General features: G+C 40.5%; 15 protein-coding genes. 7 read left to right on the forward strand and 8 right to left on the reverse strand.

The genetic code is table 11. The annotated features are described in order from the left end of the window. Window positions 1-180 precede the first annotated feature (180 nt). The 4 genes from L4C39_RS18200 to L4C39_RS18215 all read right to left on the reverse strand — a co-directional run bounded on the left by L4C39_RS18200 (window position 181) and on the right by L4C39_RS18215 (window position 4,234). Window positions 181-801: a hypothetical protein gene (locus L4C39_RS18200; RefSeq protein WP_429747338.1), complete on the reverse strand. Its 621-nt coding sequence runs from the start codon at window positions 799-801 to the stop codon at window positions 181-183. A 209-nt stretch (window positions 802-1,010) separates the two neighbouring features. Beyond that, window positions 1,011-3,017 (reverse strand): carboxy terminal-processing peptidase, encoded by a 2,007-nt coding sequence (gene prc, locus L4C39_RS18205; protein WP_429747315.1) that lies wholly within the window; start codon window positions 3,015-3,017, stop codon window positions 1,011-1,013. A gap of 17 nt (window positions 3,018-3,034) precedes the next feature. Continuing rightward, complete coding sequence (proQ, locus tag L4C39_RS18210; protein WP_113796646.1) at window positions 3,035-3,661, reverse strand: RNA chaperone ProQ; 627 nt, start codon at window positions 3,659-3,661, stop codon at window positions 3,035-3,037. 99 nt (window positions 3,662-3,760) lie between these two features. Then, window positions 3,761-4,234 carry a GAF domain-containing protein gene (locus tag L4C39_RS18215; RefSeq protein ID WP_017053636.1) on the reverse strand — a complete coding sequence of 158 codons (474 nt, stop codon included), beginning with the start codon at window positions 4,232-4,234 and terminating at the stop codon, window positions 3,761-3,763. Window positions 4,235-4,338: 104 nt separating this feature from the next. Here L4C39_RS18215 and L4C39_RS18220 point away from each other — a divergent pair, with 104 nt between their 5' ends. From L4C39_RS18220 to rsmF, 4 genes are all read left to right on the forward strand, one after another. After that, complete coding sequence (locus L4C39_RS18220; protein WP_429747318.1) at window positions 4,339-6,135, forward strand: ABC transporter ATP-binding protein; 1,797 nt, start codon at window positions 4,339-4,341, stop codon at window positions 6,133-6,135. Between the two features lie 36 nt (window positions 6,136-6,171). After that, complete coding sequence (locus L4C39_RS18225; protein WP_371711384.1) at window positions 6,172-7,419, forward strand: PqiA/YebS family transporter subunit; 1,248 nt, start codon at window positions 6,172-6,174, stop codon at window positions 7,417-7,419. Further along, complete coding sequence (locus tag L4C39_RS18230) at window positions 7,412-10,045, forward strand: PqiB family protein (RefSeq protein WP_429747320.1); 2,634 nt, start codon at window positions 7,412-7,414, stop codon at window positions 10,043-10,045. The genes L4C39_RS18225 and L4C39_RS18230 overlap by 8 nt, the downstream gene beginning before the upstream one ends. 103 nt (window positions 10,046-10,148) lie before the next feature. Further along, window positions 10,149-11,573 carry a 16S rRNA (cytosine(1407)-C(5))-methyltransferase RsmF gene (gene rsmF / locus L4C39_RS18235; RefSeq protein ID WP_429747322.1) on the forward strand — a complete coding sequence of 475 codons (1,425 nt, stop codon included), beginning with the start codon at window positions 10,149-10,151 and terminating at the stop codon, window positions 11,571-11,573. A 421-nt stretch (window positions 11,574-11,994) separates the two neighbouring features. Here the strand turns inward: rsmF and L4C39_RS18240 are convergent, their stop codons facing one another. Next, window positions 11,995-12,840 carry a CvfB family protein gene (locus L4C39_RS18240; protein WP_261889494.1) on the reverse strand — a complete coding sequence of 282 codons (846 nt, stop codon included), beginning with the start codon at window positions 12,838-12,840 and terminating at the stop codon, window positions 11,995-11,997. Window positions 12,841-12,938: 98 nt separating this feature from the next. Here L4C39_RS18240 and L4C39_RS18245 point away from each other — a divergent pair, with 98 nt between their 5' ends. Next, window positions 12,939-14,291, forward strand: coding sequence for a hypothetical protein (locus L4C39_RS18245; RefSeq protein WP_429747324.1), 1,353 nt, complete (start codon window positions 12,939-12,941; stop codon window positions 14,289-14,291). A gap of 68 nt (window positions 14,292-14,359) precedes the next feature. On the opposite strand, the gene L4C39_RS18250 is transcribed toward L4C39_RS18245, so the two are convergent. Both L4C39_RS18250 and L4C39_RS18255 read right to left on the reverse strand, forming a co-directional pair. Next, window positions 14,360-14,839 (reverse strand): PaaI family thioesterase, encoded by a 480-nt coding sequence (locus L4C39_RS18250; protein ID WP_113796637.1) that lies wholly within the window; start codon window positions 14,837-14,839, stop codon window positions 14,360-14,362. Between the two features lie 199 nt (window positions 14,840-15,038). After that, window positions 15,039-15,926, reverse strand: coding sequence for a putative PEP-binding protein (locus tag L4C39_RS18255; RefSeq protein WP_429747326.1), 888 nt, complete (start codon window positions 15,924-15,926; stop codon window positions 15,039-15,041). Between the two features lie 204 nt (window positions 15,927-16,130). Here L4C39_RS18255 and L4C39_RS18260 point away from each other — a divergent pair, with 204 nt between their 5' ends. Both L4C39_RS18260 and L4C39_RS18265 read left to right on the forward strand, forming a co-directional pair. Then, window positions 16,131-17,183, forward strand: coding sequence for a 3-deoxy-7-phosphoheptulonate synthase (locus L4C39_RS18260; protein ID WP_261888230.1), 1,053 nt, complete (start codon window positions 16,131-16,133; stop codon window positions 17,181-17,183). Window positions 17,184-17,200: 17 nt separating this feature from the next. Further along, window positions 17,201-17,683: a YajQ family cyclic di-GMP-binding protein gene (locus L4C39_RS18265; RefSeq protein ID WP_136995998.1), complete on the forward strand. Its 483-nt coding sequence runs from the start codon at window positions 17,201-17,203 to the stop codon at window positions 17,681-17,683. 167 nt (window positions 17,684-17,850) lie between these two features. Here L4C39_RS18265 and L4C39_RS18270 read toward each other — a convergent pair whose 3' ends face one another. Further along, window positions 17,851-18,783, reverse strand: a complete 933-nt coding sequence (locus L4C39_RS18270; RefSeq protein WP_017053331.1) for a precorrin-2 dehydrogenase/sirohydrochlorin ferrochelatase family protein — start codon at window positions 18,781-18,783, stop codon at window positions 17,851-17,853. Between the last annotated feature and the right edge of the window lie 370 nt (window positions 18,784-19,153).

A 19,153-nucleotide genomic window follows, 5' to 3' on the forward strand; every position in this document is an offset into this window, starting at 1 on the left:
GTAATACTTTTAAGGGAATCTTTAACAGAGTAGTTCTACGACTTGTTGAGGCATAAAACAAGCCTAGCAATAAAAAAACGAGGTATTTAGCGGAAATACCCCGTTTAGCTGCTGAATTTACATCCAGGATTAATATTAAAGGCTAAAAATATTAATATTAGTAATAGAATTATTTTTAGCTTATTTGACGCGGTTCAGTACTGCGTACATGTCGCCGTTTTCGTTTTCTAATGTCAGTTTATCGCTATCAAGTCGGTATGTTGTGTTCTGCTCACCGTTCTTATATAGCAACACTAAGTTATCACCTTCAGTGTAGTAAACACCTCGATGAATGGCCTCACTTCCTTCATCTGAAGATACTTTGAATTGGAATACAAAATCAGGCTGTAGTAGTAAATCCATTTTATTAACATTACTTGCTAATAAATCATCGCCACTTAAATGCTCACTCGACCACATCCCAGCGAGAGCGTTAGGTAATGCTTTAGTAAACATTACACCGTTCAAATTTAGCATATGATGGTTGCTTGAATAATTATAAACTTGAGGTTCGGAAGTGTTCAAACCAAGAATGATGGTGTCATCATTTGCGGCAAATAGCCCTTCCCAATGATCAACGGTGTAATCTTTTTTCTGGATATCAATCTGGAATGAATAATTTGACTCTAAAGTTAACTTTATTGCTAAAAAGTTTTCAGACGATTTATTTGAATCTGGATTGATCAAATACCAATCTCCAAGTAGCAAAGGCATATCAAATTGAGTTAAATCTTTATTTTTCTCTGACACGTCATTGGCCATACTAAAGTTGGCACCAACGCAAACAAGCAACATTAAAAACCAGCGCATAATCAATCCCTCACTTTTCTTTTAAGTTTAGGTTGAGATATACGATAAATCTAAAAATTTGATCTAAATCACGTTATTTCTTTCAGCGAATTTATGAAAAAAGCGAGCTCAAGGCTCGCTTTTTATTGGATATCGATAAGTATACGACTATAAATTAGAACTTAATCAGTGCTCTCTAATTTTAGCATATCGACCATAATCGCAACGGACTCGTCTAGGTACACATCTGGAGATTCATAATCTTTTGGAACATCATCAAGTGATTTGTATGCTTCTTGCTTATCACTTTTCTGACGTAAGTTAATTCTTTCCAAACGAATTTTATCCGCTTTATCACTCTCTGCTACTCGTACTTTTTCATTCAAAGACAAAGTATTATCGTCTTTTTCAGCTTTATACTTAGCAATATCTTGAGCGATAAAGTTGAACTCCATATCCTTTTCGATACGTTGTTGATGTTGCGTAGTCAGTGTTGAAATCAACTCAGAGTTACCCTGTAACACGTCGTATTTTGCTGGTGGGATACTATCCCAAGGCAGCGCATTATCTTCTACACTCTCACCCGTTTCCGAGGCTTCGATCGCTGTTGGGTATGCAATATCCGGAATCACACCTTTGTTTTGGGTGCTGCCACCGTTGATTCGATAGAATTTTTGAATCGTGTACTGAACATACCCCAACTCTTTATCAAATAAATCATAAATATGATTCAACGAACGGTGTTGTTGAACGGTACCCTTACCAAATGAGTTTTCACCCAAGATAATTGCTCGTCCGTAATCTTGCATTGCAGCAGCAAAGATTTCTGAAGCAGAAGCACTGTATCGATTCACTAGCACAGTCAAAGGACCTTGATAGCTAATCTTGCCATCGGTATCACTATTGACATTGATACGGCCGTAGCTATCTCGAACTTGAACCGCAGGTCCGCTTTCAATAAACAAGCCAGAAAGAGCAGTCGCTTCAGTTAATGCACCACCACCATTGTTTCGTAAATCAACAATGATGCCATCTACATTTTGCTTTTTAAGATCAACAATAAGTTTGTCAGTATCGTTTGAAAGACCAACATAAAAACTTGGTACTTCTAACACTCCAATTTTCTTACCATCTTTCTCAATAAGCTCTGATTTTACGGCTCTATCTTCTAAACGAATCTTATCTCGGACAATTGTTACAACGTTACTTTTTGCATCTTTACCTTCGGGTAAAATCTGCAAATTAACTTTTGTACCTTTTGGCCCTTTGATTAATTGGACAACATCATCTAAACGCCACCCAATCACATCTACGATCTCTTCGCCATCTTGTCCAACGCCAACGATGCGATCCCCTTCACCGAGTTGTTTACTACTCGATGCTGGACCACCAGCAACCAAAGAACGAATAACAGTATAATCATCCGTCATTTGTAAAACAGCGCCGATCCCTTCTAGAGATAAGTTCATCTCAGATTGGAATTGTTCTGCGTTGCGAGGAGATAAGTAACTTGTATGAGGGTCAACTTCACGCGCGAAAGCATTCATATAAAGCTGAAATGCATCTTCATTATGAGATTGAGTAAGGCGCTTCATTGCATTATTGTAGCGTTTACCTAGCATTTCTTGAATCTTAGGCCACTCTTTACCCGTTAGCTTAAGATTCAACGCATCGTATTTTACTCGTTTTCTCCATAACTCATCGACTTCGGCTTGATCTTTCGGCCAAGTAGCGTCAGAACGGTCAAGTTCAATAAAGTCATCAGTATCAAATTTTATTTCGTTATCAAGCACTGACAATGCAAATTTAAAACGTTCAAAACGCTTTTGCATAGAAAGGTTATAGACATCGAACGCAATTTGATTGTTTCCTGACTTTAGCTGATCATCTAGTTGTTTTGACCAATCAGTAAATGAGTCCATATCAGCTTGAGTAAAAATATTTCGATTGTAGTCGAGCATTTCTACATAACGATCAAAAATTGCTTGAGAAAAATCGTCGTTCAGATTGAAGTGTTTGTAATGGGAACGGGTAAAACGAGAAGTTACTCGTTTGCTCGCAGTTTCATGTTGAACTTCTGGAGCTAATAGAGGCAAGTCATCTTGGTCTAGTTTGGCTTCAAGAGCCTGAGCTGAAGCTGCTAACCATAAGCTAGCAGCAATCAGTGTCAATTTTGAACGGCATTTCATGCGTAGGAGTATCTCCTTTATGCGCGCAAGTGCTCCGCTTTCACAACCATTTGAAGGCCATTTGCAAGTTGAACACGCACATCTTCCTTATTGATTTCAACAATGGTCGCAGCCATGTTTCCTTTACCCATGTTCACATTCACTTCTTTGCCGGTGATGAACTCATCAGCATTTAACGTGCGTGTTTCAACAGGTTTTTCTACTTTTGGTGCTTTTGGCGCTGCAGGGCGACGAGGCTGTTGAGCTTTCTTCGCTTTCTGTTTCGCTTTACCTTCTTCACGAGCTTTCTGAGCTTGCTCTTTACGACGAGCTTGCACTTTAGCTTTGCTTTCTGCTAACGCTTCTTTTGCATGATCAACGTGTTCTTGTTCAAGTTCACCACATGCGTTTCCGTCAAGATCGACACGAATTGCGCCAGCTTTTACGCCGTGAAGGTAACGCCATGATGACGTGTACTGTCTTAAAGCAGCACGAAGCTGAGTTTTACTTACTTTTTCATCTTCAGCTAAACGTTCAGCAAGATCTTGAAAAATACCAATTTTAAGTGGTTTTGCTTCACCTTCTAGAGTAAAGCATTTAGGGAAACATTCAGCAACATATGCGATAACTTCTTTGCTGTTTTTTAACTTTTCAGTGTTTTCCATGTGGGTTCCTGGTTATATGCGGTCATTCCGCGAGCAATCTGATAAATATTTTACGTATTATAGAGACCTACAAGCGAAACACCACAGTCAAAGAATAATTTATGCATTGTTCGCCTGCGAATTGAGCAGGTTTTCCACTTCTGACATCAATTTTGTTAATCCAGCTTCATCAACTTCACTAAATCGACCAATATTTGGACTATCAATATCTAAAACGCCGGCTACTTTACCATTAATTGAAAATGGAATAACAATTTCTGAGTTACTTGCCGCATCACAAGCAATATGTCCTTCAAATTCGTGGACATCATAAATACGTTGAACAGTATTCGTTGCCGCAGCGGTTCCGCACACTCCTCGCCCAACCGGAATACGAACACAAGCGGGTAATCCTTGAAATGGACCCAAAACCAACTCATCTTGTTTCATTAGGTAAAAGCCTACCCAATTAAGATCATCGAGCTCCATATTCAAAAGAGCGCTGACGTTCGCTAAATTAGCGATTAAATCACTTTCTGACTCTATTAACGCGACTGCCTGTTTGGTTAAGCGTTCATAATGTTCTATTTTCATATAGTACTCTTTACTATCCTTTTATTAAAAATCCCACACTTCCATTATTGTCAGATCTACGTAGAATGCCACGCAACAACTTAATAGGACTCATTCTCATCAAGATGAACAACTCAAATGATACTATTAGCCGCTCTTGGTTAATAACTCAAGTAAAAAAACACAAGCCCAAGCTTCTGTTTGCCAACGCAATTGCTCTATTGGCAACACTTATTAGTGTCCCTATCCCTTTGCTGATGCCTCTCATGGTTGATGAAGTATTGCTAAACAACCCAGCAAGTGGACTAGAGTACATGAACCTCGTCTTGCCCATTTCCATGCAAACTCCTACAGGTTATATCGCTCTTACCTTGTTGCTTGTCATTTTGATGCGAGGGTTCAGCCAAGCATTCAACATACTGCAAAGTAGGCAGTTCACGTTAGTGTCTAAAACCATTACTTACCACATGCGAACTAAGATGATCGATAAGTTAGGTAGGATTAGCATTAGACAGTACGAAACTAAAGGAAGTGGCGGCATCAACGCCCATCTTATTACTGATATTGAAACGATTGATAAATTTATTGGTTCTACCTTAAGCAAATTTGTTATTAGTTTATTGACTGTCATTGGCACTGCAGGCGTTTTGTTATGGCTTGAGTGGCGTCTTGGGCTGTTTATTTTATTAGTGAACCCTATCGTTATCTATTTTTCTCGTAAATTGGGAGGCATGGTCAAGCACCTCAAGAAAAAAGAGAACCAATCTTTTGAAACTTTTCAAAATCGGCTTGTCGAAACCTTAGACGGCATCTATCAACTTCGTGCAGCCAATCGCGAAAAGGAGTTTTTAGAGCAGTTAAAAGAGCAAGCGAATCAAGTGCGAATCGATGCTGACAAGTATGCATGGCAATCGGAAGCAGCAGGACGAGTGTCGTTTCTACTTTTTTTGCTTGGATTTGAACTATTCCGCGCAGTAGCAATGCTAATGGTTCTCTTTAGTGACCTGACCATAGGCCAAATTTTTGCTGTTTTTGGTTATTTGTGGTTTATGCTCTCGCCTGTTCAAGAGCTGCTAGGCATTCAATTTTCTTGGTATAGCGCAAAAGCGGCACTTAATCGCATCAACATTCTTTTAGAACTCGAAGAAGAAGCAAGACCAATATCTAAGGTCGATCCTTTTACAGATGATAGTGAAGTCAGTATCGACATTGAGATGATTAACTTCTCTTACAATGACGAATTGAAAGTACTCAACGACTTAAACTTAACCATCCCAGCAGGAAAAAAAGTCGCCCTAGTCGGTGCTAGTGGTGGTGGGAAATCGACACTCATTCAGCTCTTAATTGGTGTATATAGCGCAAATTCAGGCACAATTCGCTATAACGGAGAGTCAACAGAAGACATAGGCTTTAATATAATTCGTGACCAAATCGCCGTTGTATTACAACAACCTATACTATTTAACGACAGCTTAAGGCATAATCTGACTCTTGGTGCAGAGTACGATGAGCTCTCTTTATGGCGAGCTTTAGAGATAGCACAAATGCATGATGTGATAAGCCAGCTGAGCCACGGTTTAGATACTCAAATTGGCCGTAATGGCGTTCGACTTTCTGGCGGCCAACGGCAGCGACTCGCAATAGCAAGAATGGTTTTAAGTAATCCACAATTTGTTATTCTTGATGAAGCGACATCGGCATTAGATACCGCAACAGAAGCTGCTTTGCATAAAGCACTCAATGATTTCTTGAAAGATAGAACGACATTAATTGTCGCTCATCGACTGTCAGCCGTTAAACAAGCCGACATTATTTACGTACTAGAAGATGGTCAAGTATCTCAGACGGGGACGCATGGTGAATTGGTTGGACAGCAAGGTTTGTATCAAACGCTATATGGAAGCGTGCAGTCTCACGCTTAAACAGCTCAACAATTGTTTATTGAGTTACTTTTATTCATGAGTACTCTAGTTCACCAATCTACCCTTCCGACTAAACTGAAGCTCTGCCATGGGTGTGAGCTTCCTGTCGAGATCGTTGAGATTAAGAAAGGGAAAAGTGCCTATTGCCCGCAATGCGGCACTTTACTCTACAGCGGAGAGGCTCCTTCATTATCTGGTGATCTCGCCATCGCTATTACCTGTTTACTGCTTTTTATTCCTTCACATTTTTTTGACTTCATCAGCATTAGACTTGTCGGCGTAATGATCCCGGCTACATTACCTTCTGGAATGATTACTCTAATGAAAGAGGGATTTGTTTCTCTTGCATTGCTCATTTTGTTCTGTAGCTCCATTGCCCCTTTCCTAGTGTGCTCTTCAGTGTTAACCGCGCATCTAGGTTTAAAACTACGTTGGTTTAGAGTTTTACGTTATTCACTTTTGTGTATTCAAAAACTAAAGCACTGGATGATGTTAGATGTTTTTTTAGTCAGCATTGCAATCTCATGCTTTAAATTACAAGATTATTCGGACATTTATATTGGTTCAGGATTAGTTGGTCTTCTGTTTCTTCAACTATTTAGCGTTTTGCTTGTCAGCCGGGTTAGCACACAACGCTACTGGGATGTATGGCAGTCAGAGACCCATTATAAATTTAAGCATAAAGAGATACATTGTCACTCTTGCCATCTTTCGCAACCTACATCAAAAAGGTGCAAACGTTGTCACGAAAAGCTTCACCACAGAAAACCGAACTCGCTGCAAAAAACGTGGGCTTATGTCATCGCTGCTTCGATAGCCATTTTTCCGGCGAACTTAATTCCAATATCAATTCTAATAACCAATGGTCGTAGATTAGAAGATACTATTTTCTCTGGGGTCGCGGGCTTAGTACGGAATGAAATGTATGGGATTGCGATCATCATTTTTGTGGCAAGTATCATAGTGCCTGTGATAAAAATTCTTGGGCTCGCTTATATATTGTTATGTATACAATTTAAACGCTCCGTTTACCACCGCCAACGAATGATTATCTATTTTGCAGTCAAATGGATCGGTAAATGGTCGGTCATGGACTTATTTGTAATTTCAATAATGATGACATTAGTTGATAGAGACCAAATTCTTAACTTTACACCCGGTTATGGCGCTGTCGCTTTTGGTATAGTCGTTATCTTAACTATGCTTGCCGCAGAGAGCATTGACCCAAGATTAATCTGGGATAATTATAATCGCCCGTCAAAAGATGAGTCAGTGAATGAATAAACAACCTACATCCCAAACGTCACATGCTCCTGATATAAAAAGGAGTAAAGGGATTTCCCCTCTTTGGATCCTACCGATTATCACTATGCTTCTTGCTGGTTGGTTAGTGGTTAAAGCGGTTCATGATGCTGGGCAACGCATTCAGATTTACTTCTCTAACGCTCAAGGTCTTGTTGCAGGGAGGACAACGATTCGCTATCAAGGTCTTGAAGTCGGCATGATACGAGACATATCCCTTTCAGAAGATCTTAGTCGGATTTATGTCGATGCTGACATATATCCTGAAGCAACAAAGTTACTCAATGCTGATACTCGTTTTTGGCTAGTCAAACCGACTGCCTCGCTTTCAGGTATTTCTGGTTTAGACGCGCTCGTTTCTGGAAACTATATAGCGATACAACCTAGTGATTCTCATGCAAAAGAAGAGACTGTATTTACGGCATTAGAATCTGCCCCCTCAGATCTGATAGCGGCAAAAGGATTAAACGTTACGCTTAAATCAAAAGATCTTGGCGGTATCTCCATTGGTTCAAAAATTGTTTATAAGAAAATCCCAATTGGTGAAGTGTTTAGTTACAAGCTTGATGAAAAATCCGAATCTGTCTTAATTCAAGCCTCTATTCAAGATGAGTTTAGTCATATCATTACTACTAAAAGTCGCTTTTGGAATGTGAGTGGGATTGGAACAAGCATTGGCTTTAATGGGATAGATGTCCGATTAGAAAGCCTTAGTGCCGTACTCGGTGGTTCTATAGCGGTAGACTCGCCAGATGCTGGTGAAACTGTCACCATGCATACTCAATTCAAACTGTATCCAGATCTAAAAACCGCAGGTCGTGGTATCCCAATCCAAATCACCCTACCCGATGAAAACAAAGTCAGTGCCACTGGTGCTCCTATTGTGTACAGAGGTATTGAGATTGGGCAGATTACGAATCTTTCACTAAGCAATGAACGCGAGCAAATTATTGCCAATGCAGCGATAGAACCCGCTTTCAGCGACATGCTAACGGCTGGCAGTAAATTCATCTTAGAAGAGGCGAAAGTTTCCCTCACTGGCGTTGAAAACATCGCGAACCTAGTACGAGGAAACTTTCTAACTATAGTGCCTGGGGCGGGAGATCAAGTTCGTCAATTTACGGCGATTAGAAAAACTCAATTTAGCCAACAACAAGAAAAATCAATCTCGGTAAAACTCACCGCGGATAGCTCTTTTGGCTTAGAAGTTGGCACACGAATTCTTTACAAAGGGATCGCCGTCGGTTCAGTGATAGACGTAAGATTAAACGACAAAAATGTCTCAATGGACGCGCTCATCGACAACCATTATGCTCATTTAATCAAATCAAGAAACCGATTCTTTATTACTGGAAGTGCAACTGCTGAGCTAACCGGATCGGGTTTAAGTATCACCGTTCCACCAGCTAAACAGTTACTGAGTGGATCAATCAGTTTTATCAGTGAAGGCTCGGATACACAACAAGAATCGTATACCCTTTATCAAAGCCAATCACTCTCAGAATTGGCTAAATACAACCAATCGGGGTCTCAAAGTATTACTCTGTTTTCAACTGAACTGCCCTCTATTTCTAAAGACAGTCCATTACTATATCGCAACCTTCAAGTCGGCAGTGTGTCGGATTTTTATCTCGTAGATGGTGGTGTAAAAATTAAGGCGACAATTGAAAACAAATATAAACACCTTATCACTAATCAAACTGTATTTTGGAACCGTTCTGGCGTTGAAGTCGATGCCTCTTTGTCAGGAATCAGTATCAAAGCTGCACCATTAAGAAGTTTAATTCAAGGTGGCATTGCATTTGACTCACTTCCCGGTATCGACAATAAGATCAGCGATAATTGGAAGTTATACAACAGCTATAAACATGCGAGAAAATTTGGCCGAGTCATTACATTAATGACCAACGGGCAGCAAGAAATAACCAAAGGAACGCCAATTAAATTCCAAGGTGTTACCGTAGGGGAAGTGACCTTAGTTGTCCCTCTATTCAAAAAGAGTAAGGTCGAAGTGACGGCTCGTATTTTGCCTGAATTTGTCAACAATATTACCCTAGCAGGTTCCCACTTTTGGGTCGCAGAACCGGAAATTGGTTTAGACGGAATTAAGAATATATCGTCTCTTGTGACGAAATACATCAAAGTAGAACCAGGTCATGGCAAGCCAGCCTACTCCTTCGAGTTAAGCTCTGCTCCACCAGAAGATTCAGGAGTTTCATTCAGCTTACAAAGTGAAACCCGTGGGTCAGTGAAAGTTGGTACCCCTGTTTTGTACCGAGAAATACCCATTGGAAAAGTAACGTCTGTTCAGCTTGGCCAGTTTGCCGATCGTGTTATCTCTGAAGTCGAAATAGATAAGGATTACGCCTACTTAGTTCGGAGCAATAGCGTCTTTTGGAATGTCTCTGGGATTGATGTTTCTATTGGTTTATCCGGAGCTAACATCAAAACAGGCACAGTTGACAGTTTAGTTCGTGGTGGGATTACGTTCTCTACCCCGGAACAGAAACAGCTTCAACCCATTGCAAAAGAGGGTCAATCATTCTACTTATACCCACAGGCTGACGAAGAATGGTCGAACTGGCGAACCGCTATCCCTAAGCCTTAGAACAAATGAACAGAAAATGCAGCTTAACGGCTGCATTTTTGTTTAGTCCTACCTAAAATTGAATTAAAATCCCCTATTCCGTTAAAGACTCAGAGACACTCAATTGCATCCAAATATAAAGCTGCCTGACGATTTTCTTCGTGAAATCGAAGCGATCATGCCGTCCCATTTAAATATGGAAGATTTCATCTCTGCGTGTAAGAAACCGCTCCGCAAAAGTATTCGTGTTAACACTTTAAAAATTTCTGTCGAAGATTTCATTGAGCGAGCACGTCAAAAAGAGTGGACCCTATCTCCAGTTCCTTGGTGCGATACCGGATTTTGGATCGATGCTGATGAAACTTCGGTACCACTGGGAAATACCGCAGAGCACATGGCGGGACTCTTTTACATCCAAGAAGCAAGTTCCATGATGCCACCGTCTGCAATGTTTAACGCAGAAGATGACGAGTTTAATGCGATCTTGGACATGGCAGCGGCTCCGGGTTCGAAAACCACTCAGGTAGCCGCATTAATGAAGAATCAAGGCGTACTTGTTGCCAACGAATATTCAGCAAGCCGAGTCAAAGTCTTGCACGCCAATATTGAACGTTGTGGTGTTAGAAATGCCGCATTAAGTAATTTTGATGGTCGAGTATTCGGCGGTTGGCTACCCGAGCAATTCGATGCGGTTCTTCTTGATGCACCTTGTTCAGGTGAAGGCACCATTCGAAAAGATCCTGATGCAATGAAGAACTGGAGTCGTGATTCTGTAATTGCGATTGGTGACACCCAAAGAGACTTAATTGAAAGTGCCTTTCACGCCTTAAAAACAGGTGGAATTATGGTGTATTCAACCTGTACCTTGAGCTTGGAAGAGAACCAACATGTTTGTCACCATTTAAAACAAACCTTTGGTGATGCCGTTGAGTTTGAATCACTGGCGAACCTTTTTGATGATGCAGAAGCAGCATTAACGGAAGAAGGTTTCTTGCACATTTTCCCACAAATTTATGATAGCGAAGGTTTCTTTGTTGCTCGCATTCGTAAAGTATCCAGCGTCACTCCTCCTGAAGTTAAAAAAAGAATGGGTAAGTTTCCTTTTGAAAAAGCGACAGCGAAAATTCAATCGGATGTCCGTGATCAGCTAGCAAAAACACTGGATATTGATCTTCCTACCGACTCTTCAGTTTGGTTGCGTGATAAAGATGTTTGGCTTTTCCCAAATGCACTTGAACCAATGATTGGAGAACTTCGATTCTCACGCATGGGAATTAAAATTGCTGAAACGCATAAGAAAGGATTCCGTTGGCAGCACCAAGTAGCGACGACCCTAGCCACCGGTAATGAAGCCAAAACTGTGCATCTTTCAGTTGATGATGCTCGTGAATGGTATATGGGCAGAGATGTGAGACCCCTTGATCAAAGTGGTCAAGGCGAAGTGATTGTTATGCTAGAAAGCGATGTCATTGGACTCGGTAAATGGGTGGGCAATCGAGTGAAAAATGGCTTACCACGTGAACTTGTACGTGATAAAAATCTATTTTAATTACGGTCTAAACTCGACCTTTAGCCTGATTTTCTCAAAATACTAGCAAATTCGCTAAGCTGTACTACACTTATTTTATTCACCGAAATGATAGTTAGTTTTAAGTAACCGTATGACTCTCATTTCTCTCAATAGTACAGCAACAAAGCAACAATGTTTCACAGAGTCGTAAGTTAGGCTCACAGATACAGATACAGATACAGATACAGATACAGATACAGATACAGATACAGATATTTTAAAAGTAAATTGTCACAAGTAACATGCTTTAAAGACATAATTAACGCAGGCTCGATCAACATGAGCTGCTTCCCCTAGACCCAAAACGGGATCAGTTTTGGGTCTTTTTTTATAACCGAGAAAACAAGTTCATCAGCTGCGTTAATTGAACATCAAAAGCAGAAGTTATAGTGGCTTACCACTACTCTTCGTTATCTACGAGTCTAATACCGTCTTTATCAATGGTAATTTTACCCTGCTTGTAAAGACCGCCAATTGTCTTTTTAAACGTACCTTTACTTGTTCTAAACGCAGAGAAAATCGCATCTGGTGATGATTTATCATTCAATGGTAAAAACCCATCGCGTTTCGCTAGTAAATCTAAAACTTTTAAGCTCAAGTCGTCCATCTTAGCAACACCAATTTTCTGCAAAGAAAGATCGATCTTGCCATCTTCACGCACATCTTTGATGTAGCCTTTCAGTTTTTTACCAATAAACAACTTACCGATCACTTCTGAAGGGAAGATCATTCCCCAGTGTTCGCCATTAATAATCATCTTGTAGCCAAGCTCACTGCGCTCAGCGACTAATAAATCAACTTGCTGATTACGTTCATAGCTAGCAGGCGTATTATCCAACCACTTGTTAAACTTTGTTGTACCAACAATACGGCTTGATGCTTTATCAATATACACATAAACCAAAATAGTTTGGCCTTCGCGTAACGGCCCACGCTGCTCACTGAATGGGATCAGAAGATCTTTACTTTTCACACCCCAACTAACAAATGCGCCCGTGCTGTTTACGCCTTCGACCGTCATTAATCCCCATTGACCAACCTGCGCGATAGGTGTTTCTGTAGTCGCAGCCAACTGGCTATCAGAATCAATGAACAGAAATACGTCAAGCATGTGACCAATTTCAGCATTTTCAGGAGCAAACTTTTTAGGCAGTAATACCGTTCCGTAATCGTCAGCATCCAGGAAAATCCCAAAATCTGCCAGTTTTACCACTTTTAAGCTGTTTATTTGACCAACATTAATCATCAAAATTGTCTCTTTTCAAATTTGCGGTGATTATACGTGATCTCTGGTATCCTTTCGCTAGTTTCACTCATAAATTTCATATCTGTAAGGAGTTATCGTTGATCACCGTCGACAAACATGACGCTATTACTCTCAAAATTAACCATGCGATGGCTAAAACTAAAAAATTAGACATGGATATGTATCTTTTTGTCCCTGGTGAATTGGGTTTAACTCCTGAAGTTCTGTCTGAGAGTGGCTTTTACTTCAATGCCATGACTCAGAAACGCGCCTACTATAGTGATAAAACGCTGTTGCCGCTTGTTCATAGCCGACTTGCAAAACGCGGGCGCTTATCTACCACTCAGTACCGTGTCAGCTTGAGCTTATTCGCCTATCAATATGTGATTGCCCTCGATAAGGCGGTAAATAGCTTAAACAAAACCGAACGAGAAGATGTCTCGGCTGAAGAAGTAGATGAAGTAATCGAACTTGCTTTAGACATATTAAAACGTTTACGCCGTGGTATTCCGTTTGAAGAGAATTTGAAACGCTATTATGCCAATGTAGATAACTACCTTTCTTGGTATACAGAACAACGCTTTCTCTCCTTAGTCGCTCATATGCCTAGGGGTAATGAGTACTCAACTATCAAGGAACGTCTCATTGTTCTATGCGAAAAAGAGACCGTTCACCGTAAATTAAACGATTACAACTCGAAAAAAGTTCGTGAAGATGTGACGCGATTAAGTAATAAAATGCGTCTATTGCGCAGGTTGATAGAACACCCAATCATCTTAAAAGAAAAAACCATCTCTATGGGTAAGAATGTTAAACGTGCGGTGAAAGGTGTGGCGACAGGTTTGGTTATGGTTTTTGTTACCACCATCGCCATCGTTGCGCGAGACTTCCTCGGTGAAATCACCGCATCGTTCATCGTTGCGATGTCGTTTATCTATGCGTTACGTGAAATATTCAAAGATGATTTGCGTGATATTCTTTGGCGCTGGATGCGTAAAGGCAAGCCTAAATGGAAACGCCGATACTACGACCCGACAACAAACAAAGCGGTTGGACAGAAACTAGAGTGGCTTGATTACACCAGCTTTTCAAAATTAGCAGACCGTATCCAGCAGATCAGAAGAAAACGTGTCGTTCAACGTGAAGAGCAGATATTGCATTATCGTTCACAGACAGAGATGTCGACGTCAAGATTTATGAGTGGTTACGAAGAAACACGCGAAACGATCCAAGTCAGTCTTAGAGAGTTAACTCGACTCATGGATAAGGGTTCAAACAAAATCTATCAACTCAATGAAGGTCAAGTCAGTAAAGAGTCAGTCGAAAAAAGGCACTTGCTCAACTTAATCATTAAAGAGAACAACCATGATGGTGAACCGAATTATTATCGCTGGAAAATCATCATGAATCGCTCAAAAATCGTCGATATTGAACAAGTCAACGTAAGCTAAGTGCTTTGTGTTTTGTAAACTAAGCGCTTTCTTTGAGCTTGTTATTTTCTTAGCTCGCTAGTTTTGAGCTAACTGGACACTTTCTTCAAAGAGAGGGTCAATAAAAATTCTGCCATGGGTTCATCACCATGCAAACTTGGACAAGTGGCAGTGATTTTTACATCTTGGTTTACCCTCTCTCCGCTACCTATGGTTTCATCTAGCATTTGATCAATCAAATCGCCATCCTCACAATAAAAGTGAACATCAGCTTCTGGGCGCTTTAAAAATTTCGCTTCAACCCCTTTGAAAGCAAGAGAGATTTTTTCTCCTCGCTGCTGGGCTTTCTCCATTGCGAGGAACCCGCCAGCCACGTCAGCACCAACGGCCAACACACCAAAATACATACTACTAAGATGATTTTTAGTCCGTCGCTTTAATGGGATCCTTACTTCGACACTGCGTTCATTCAGAACCAATAGTTTCGGGTGGCATAACCAAATCATTGGCACCTTAAAGAAACCAAAGAGGTTTAAGTACATATTCGCTTTTTGCAACGGGGATAACATATCGACTCACTATTAGAATAAGTTGTCAGACCAGTTAAGCGAAGAAAAACGGTATTGTCAAAGAAATGTTAAAAAAAGGAGATATAAACAGCAGTTCATATCTCCTTCGCTTTTTAAACTTGATGGTAGTGATAGCCCTTTTATTCATCAATCTAAGAGTCTATAAGCTACCATTACGAACTAGGCATTAGCCAAAACGTTACATTGTCACTACAACATTCAAGCCTTGATATTTGAGTAGATGCCTTTGAAGCTCGGGATACTCTGATAATGCTTGCGTTACAACTTGCACTGGTTTGCCAACCTTTTGGGCCGCCTCAATTACCAATGACAACATATCTAAGACCGCATCATTCTGTGGATCAAACAGATGTTCATTCGTCTCATTGGCTTTATCTACACCCAAGGTAAATTGAGTCAAATGTTCAACATTCACTACGACACCATCAAATAACTCTAATAACCGAGGAGCAAGCATTACCGAAGACGGAACATCGCACGAAAAACAGAGGTTTATTGCCTCGTTCTGACTCGAAATATCTAAGCTTTTCAGCTGTTCTATGATCTGTTGCGCTTCATCAAGAGTGCGGACAAATGGAATGACAACATCAACATTCACCCCTTTCTCAACGAGAGATTTAATAACGTTGCACTCTAATGAAAATGCATGTGAATATGCATCAGAGACAAAACGAGACACGCCTCTTAGGCCAAGTGAAGGGTTGATTTCATCTTCTTCCACTTGTCCACCAAGTAATGATCGAAATGCGTAGCTATCATTGCTGCTTAAACAGACTTTCACTACATCATGTTTGTCTGTTTTAGCCATTAAGATCTCAGATGACAAGGTCTCCACAAAATGCTCGTCAACACTCTCGCCAAACAAAATCGCATCAAGAGCGCCAACTTCTATATCCGTTAAATCACCTTTAACCTGAGCAATCGATGGGTGATAAAAAACCTTCTCCATCATTAGCTCTGATAGAGAAACATATAAGTAGTCCGAATCTTGACTGTCTGCGTATGAAGGCAACACATCCCCAAGTTTAAATTCTGGGTGAATAGTACCTTGATCGACTTGCTTCATTATGGCTCCGATATTTGATTTATTACCTTGAGGAAAATACCGATAGCGCCAAGTGAATTCAAGCAAAACACCATGATTTAGCTCTAACTCAACAATAAAGCACCGATTAATCCACGAATGACCAATAAGATTGCCTCTAAAGAGTTTATTCCTAAGAATAATTCCGTTATCTTTACCGCTTCGCAATAAAAGACAAGCAATCACATGCCATTAAAAACTGATGAATTGAGAACCCAAGCACTTGGGCCTATGCCGACTCCAGCCGAGCTTGGAAGTGCTTACCCTATCACTGACGATGTTGCTGAACGTATTGCTCAGTCTCGCAGACAAATTGAAGATATTCTTACTGGTCGAGATGATCGACTTTTGGTCATTGTTGGACCATGCTCTGTTCACGATACCGATGCCGCTCTAGACTACGCTCAACGTCTAAGTTCTATCCAAGAGCAATATTCAAAAGAGCTCTTTATCGTCATGAGAACCTACTTTGAAAAACCGCGCACGGTGGTAGGTTGGAAAGGTCTGATTACTGATCCAAACCTAGATGGTTCTTATGCACTGGAAGCTGGGCTGCACAAAGCACGTAAACTCTTACTTGATATTAATACGCTAGGGCTTGCGACAGCGACTGAATTCCTTGACATGATCACAGGTCAATACATTGCTGATTTAATCACTTGGGGTGCTATTGGTGCACGTACAACTGAATCGCAAATCCACCGTGAGATGGCATCTGCGCTATCTTGTCCTGTTGGTTTTAAAAATGGTACCAACGGCAACGTAAAAATTGCCATTGACGCTATTCGCGCGTCGCATGCATCTCACTACTTCTACTCTCCAGATAAGAATGGTCGTATGACGGTTTATCGCACCAGTGGTAACCCGTATGGGCACATTATTCTTCGCGGTGGTGACACTGGGCCGAATTTCGATGCGCAATCGGTTGAAGCCGCATGCAACAAGCTTGCAGAGTTTGATTTACCTGCGCGTCTAATTGTTGACTTTAGCCACGCAAACTGTGAAAAACAGCACCGTAAACAGCTCGAAGTCACGCAAGATATTTGTGATCAAATCATATCTGGAAGCACTTATGTTGCAGGGATCATGGCTGAAAGCTTTATTGAAGAAGGCAATCAACCTATGACCGATATCAACAACCTTGAATATGGAAAATCAATTACCGACCCTTGTATTGGTTGGAATGACACTGTTCAAATGCTTGATATGCTATCTACTGCAATTAAAACCCGTAAATAAAACTGAGGATAATTTTTATGCCTTCTTTTGATATTATTTCTGAAGTTGAAAGCACAGAACTTCGTAACGCTGTTGATAACGCAAACCGTGAACTTGCTACTCGTTTTGATTTTAGAAATGTAGAGGCGTCATTCGAATATAAGAGCGATGTCGTTACCCTTTCTTCGCAAGATGACTTCCAACTTAAGCAGATGCGCGACATTCTACGCAGCAACCTAACCAAGCGCGGTGTGGATGCTAAAGCGATGGAAGCAAAAAAAGCGGACCAAACGGGCAAAAACTGGCACCAAGATGTCATTTTCAAACAAGGTGTTGAAACTGATATTGCTAAGAAAATAATCAAAGCCGTAAAAGATGCAAAAATCAAAGTTCAAGTTGCTATTCAGGGCGAGAAGATGCGCGTAACAGGTAAAAAACGTGACGATCTACAAGAAGTTATGGCTCTGGTTCGCGGTGGTGATTTCGGCCAACCGTTCCAGTTTGACAACTTCCGCGACTAATTACTTTTGTAATGGTGGTTTGTAATAACTAGGCAGCTAGCCTTTAGAAAAAGAACTTGGTACTGGTTATAAACAAAGAGGGAGGCACTTGATTGTGCCTCCCTCTTTGTTTTTCTATTCCACGTAAGCAACACTTAAGTAAAAGTGACTTCAAAACTGGTTTACGGTCAACATCGGCCCAAAGAGAGCAAGCTATCACTTCCAATTAGCAATGAACACTCGTTCTTCTTCGGTACAAAAACGCAGATTCGCAAGTTGTCTTGTTTCGCTTTGGCTATTCTCTCGGACAAATCAGCAGCAGTTGCATATTCCTCGCGTTCAGCATCTCTCCGTGATAAATCAATAAAATCATAGGGACACGCTTTAGGGTATAGAATCAGTTCCGCTTGTTGCATTAGTCGCAACGCTTTTATCGTCAAAAGCTCTACATCATCACCAAACTCTATCCATGTGCAGCTACCTGCTCTGTCTAATTCTTGCTTAATAGCGATTTGGTATAGTGATTCTAGCTGTTCTCTGCTCACTGATGATTCAACGCGAGAGTCAGATAAAAACGCTTCCCAGAATTTTCGTCTTTCTGTCACACTAGGAAACTCTTTCTTAATAGAATTACGTTTTGATGCGCCAAACTCTGCGAGTAGAGATAAATTCTGTGGCAGTACTGATTCTAATTTTTCACGAATGTTTCTCACTAAAATTGGAGAAGCGCCACCACTCGATATCGCAATTTGGATTCGCCCACGGTTCACCATAGACGGAGTAATGAAATCGCAGAAGGGTAAATCGTCAACCACGTTTACAAGAATACCCATTTTTTTTGCATCTTTATGAACCTGATGATTTAAGGATGGATTATCGGTTGTTGCCCATACTTGTATATACTGCTTGGTCATAATTTCACTGGAATAAAAATTTTGAATCCATGAACAACGCTCTGCATCCACAAGGGACCTCAAGTAAGGCTCTAACTTGGGTGATACGACAGTAACCGATGCTCCTGCCCTTAAAAGTGAATCGACTTTTCTGCATGCAACCTCTCCCCCACCCACAACCAAAACAGGTTTGTTAACTACATCCAAAAATAGTGGAAAATATCGCATTGCTACTCCTAAGCTTTCTAAATAACTATTCACTTATGCTACCAAAAACAGTGCATTCTGAGCAGCCCATTGTCTCTTAATAAACTATTTAAGACTAAATTTTCATTAGTTCTTAGATTGTCTCACTAGTATACGACTGTCAAATAACCTGTAACACCATTTAAACATTCAATATGAGTACAATTATTCTAATGCACTAATGATGTGCTCAGTTGCACTATTTACATTCAGTTAACATTTAGTCATCCTAACATCTGTTCGGTTTTGTGATTTCTCTCAAAAATCTTTTTAAATTAAATGTTTGAGAAAACATAAATCCTTACCTACGCTTATAAGTGATTGATTTTCAATCGTGCTCAAAAAGCCGAAA

The organism is Vibrio clamense (assembly GCF_050337905.1).
In the GTDB taxonomy this organism is placed as follows: Bacteria; Pseudomonadota; Gammaproteobacteria; order Enterobacterales; family Vibrionaceae; genus Vibrio; species Vibrio cortegadensis.

Excerpts from the sequence above, each read along its gene's own strand:
- L4C39_RS18200 (WP_429747338.1), bottom strand. The coding sequence starts at position 801 with ATGGCCAATGACGTGTCAGAGAAAAATAAAGATTTAACTCAATTTGAT.
- prc (WP_429747315.1), bottom strand. The coding sequence starts at position 3,017 with ATGAAATGCCGTTCAAAATTGACACTGATTGCTGCTAGCTTATGGTTA.
- proQ (WP_113796646.1), bottom strand. The coding sequence starts at position 3,661 with ATGGAAAACACTGAAAAGTTAAAAAACAGCAAAGAAGTTATCGCATAT.
- L4C39_RS18215 (WP_017053636.1), bottom strand. The coding sequence starts at position 4,234 with ATGAAAATAGAACATTATGAACGCTTAACCAAACAGGCAGTCGCGTTA.
- L4C39_RS18220 (WP_429747318.1), top strand. The coding sequence starts at position 4,339 with ATGAACAACTCAAATGATACTATTAGCCGCTCTTGGTTAATAACTCAA.
- L4C39_RS18225 (WP_371711384.1), top strand. The coding sequence starts at position 6,172 with ATGAGTACTCTAGTTCACCAATCTACCCTTCCGACTAAACTGAAGCTC.
- L4C39_RS18230 (WP_429747320.1), top strand. The coding sequence starts at position 7,412 with ATGAATAAACAACCTACATCCCAAACGTCACATGCTCCTGATATAAAA.
- L4C39_RS18240 (WP_261889494.1), bottom strand. The coding sequence starts at position 12,840 with ATGATTAATGTTGGTCAAATAAACAGCTTAAAAGTGGTAAAACTGGCA.
- L4C39_RS18250 (WP_113796637.1), bottom strand. The coding sequence starts at position 14,839 with ATGTTATCCCCGTTGCAAAAAGCGAATATGTACTTAAACCTCTTTGGT.
- L4C39_RS18255 (WP_429747326.1), bottom strand. The coding sequence starts at position 15,926 with ATGAAGCAAGTCGATCAAGGTACTATTCACCCAGAATTTAAACTTGGG.
- L4C39_RS18260 (WP_261888230.1), top strand. The coding sequence starts at position 16,131 with ATGCCATTAAAAACTGATGAATTGAGAACCCAAGCACTTGGGCCTATG.
- L4C39_RS18265 (WP_136995998.1), top strand. The coding sequence starts at position 17,201 with ATGCCTTCTTTTGATATTATTTCTGAAGTTGAAAGCACAGAACTTCGT.
- L4C39_RS18270 (WP_017053331.1), bottom strand. The coding sequence starts at position 18,783 with ATGCGATATTTTCCACTATTTTTGGATGTAGTTAACAAACCTGTTTTG.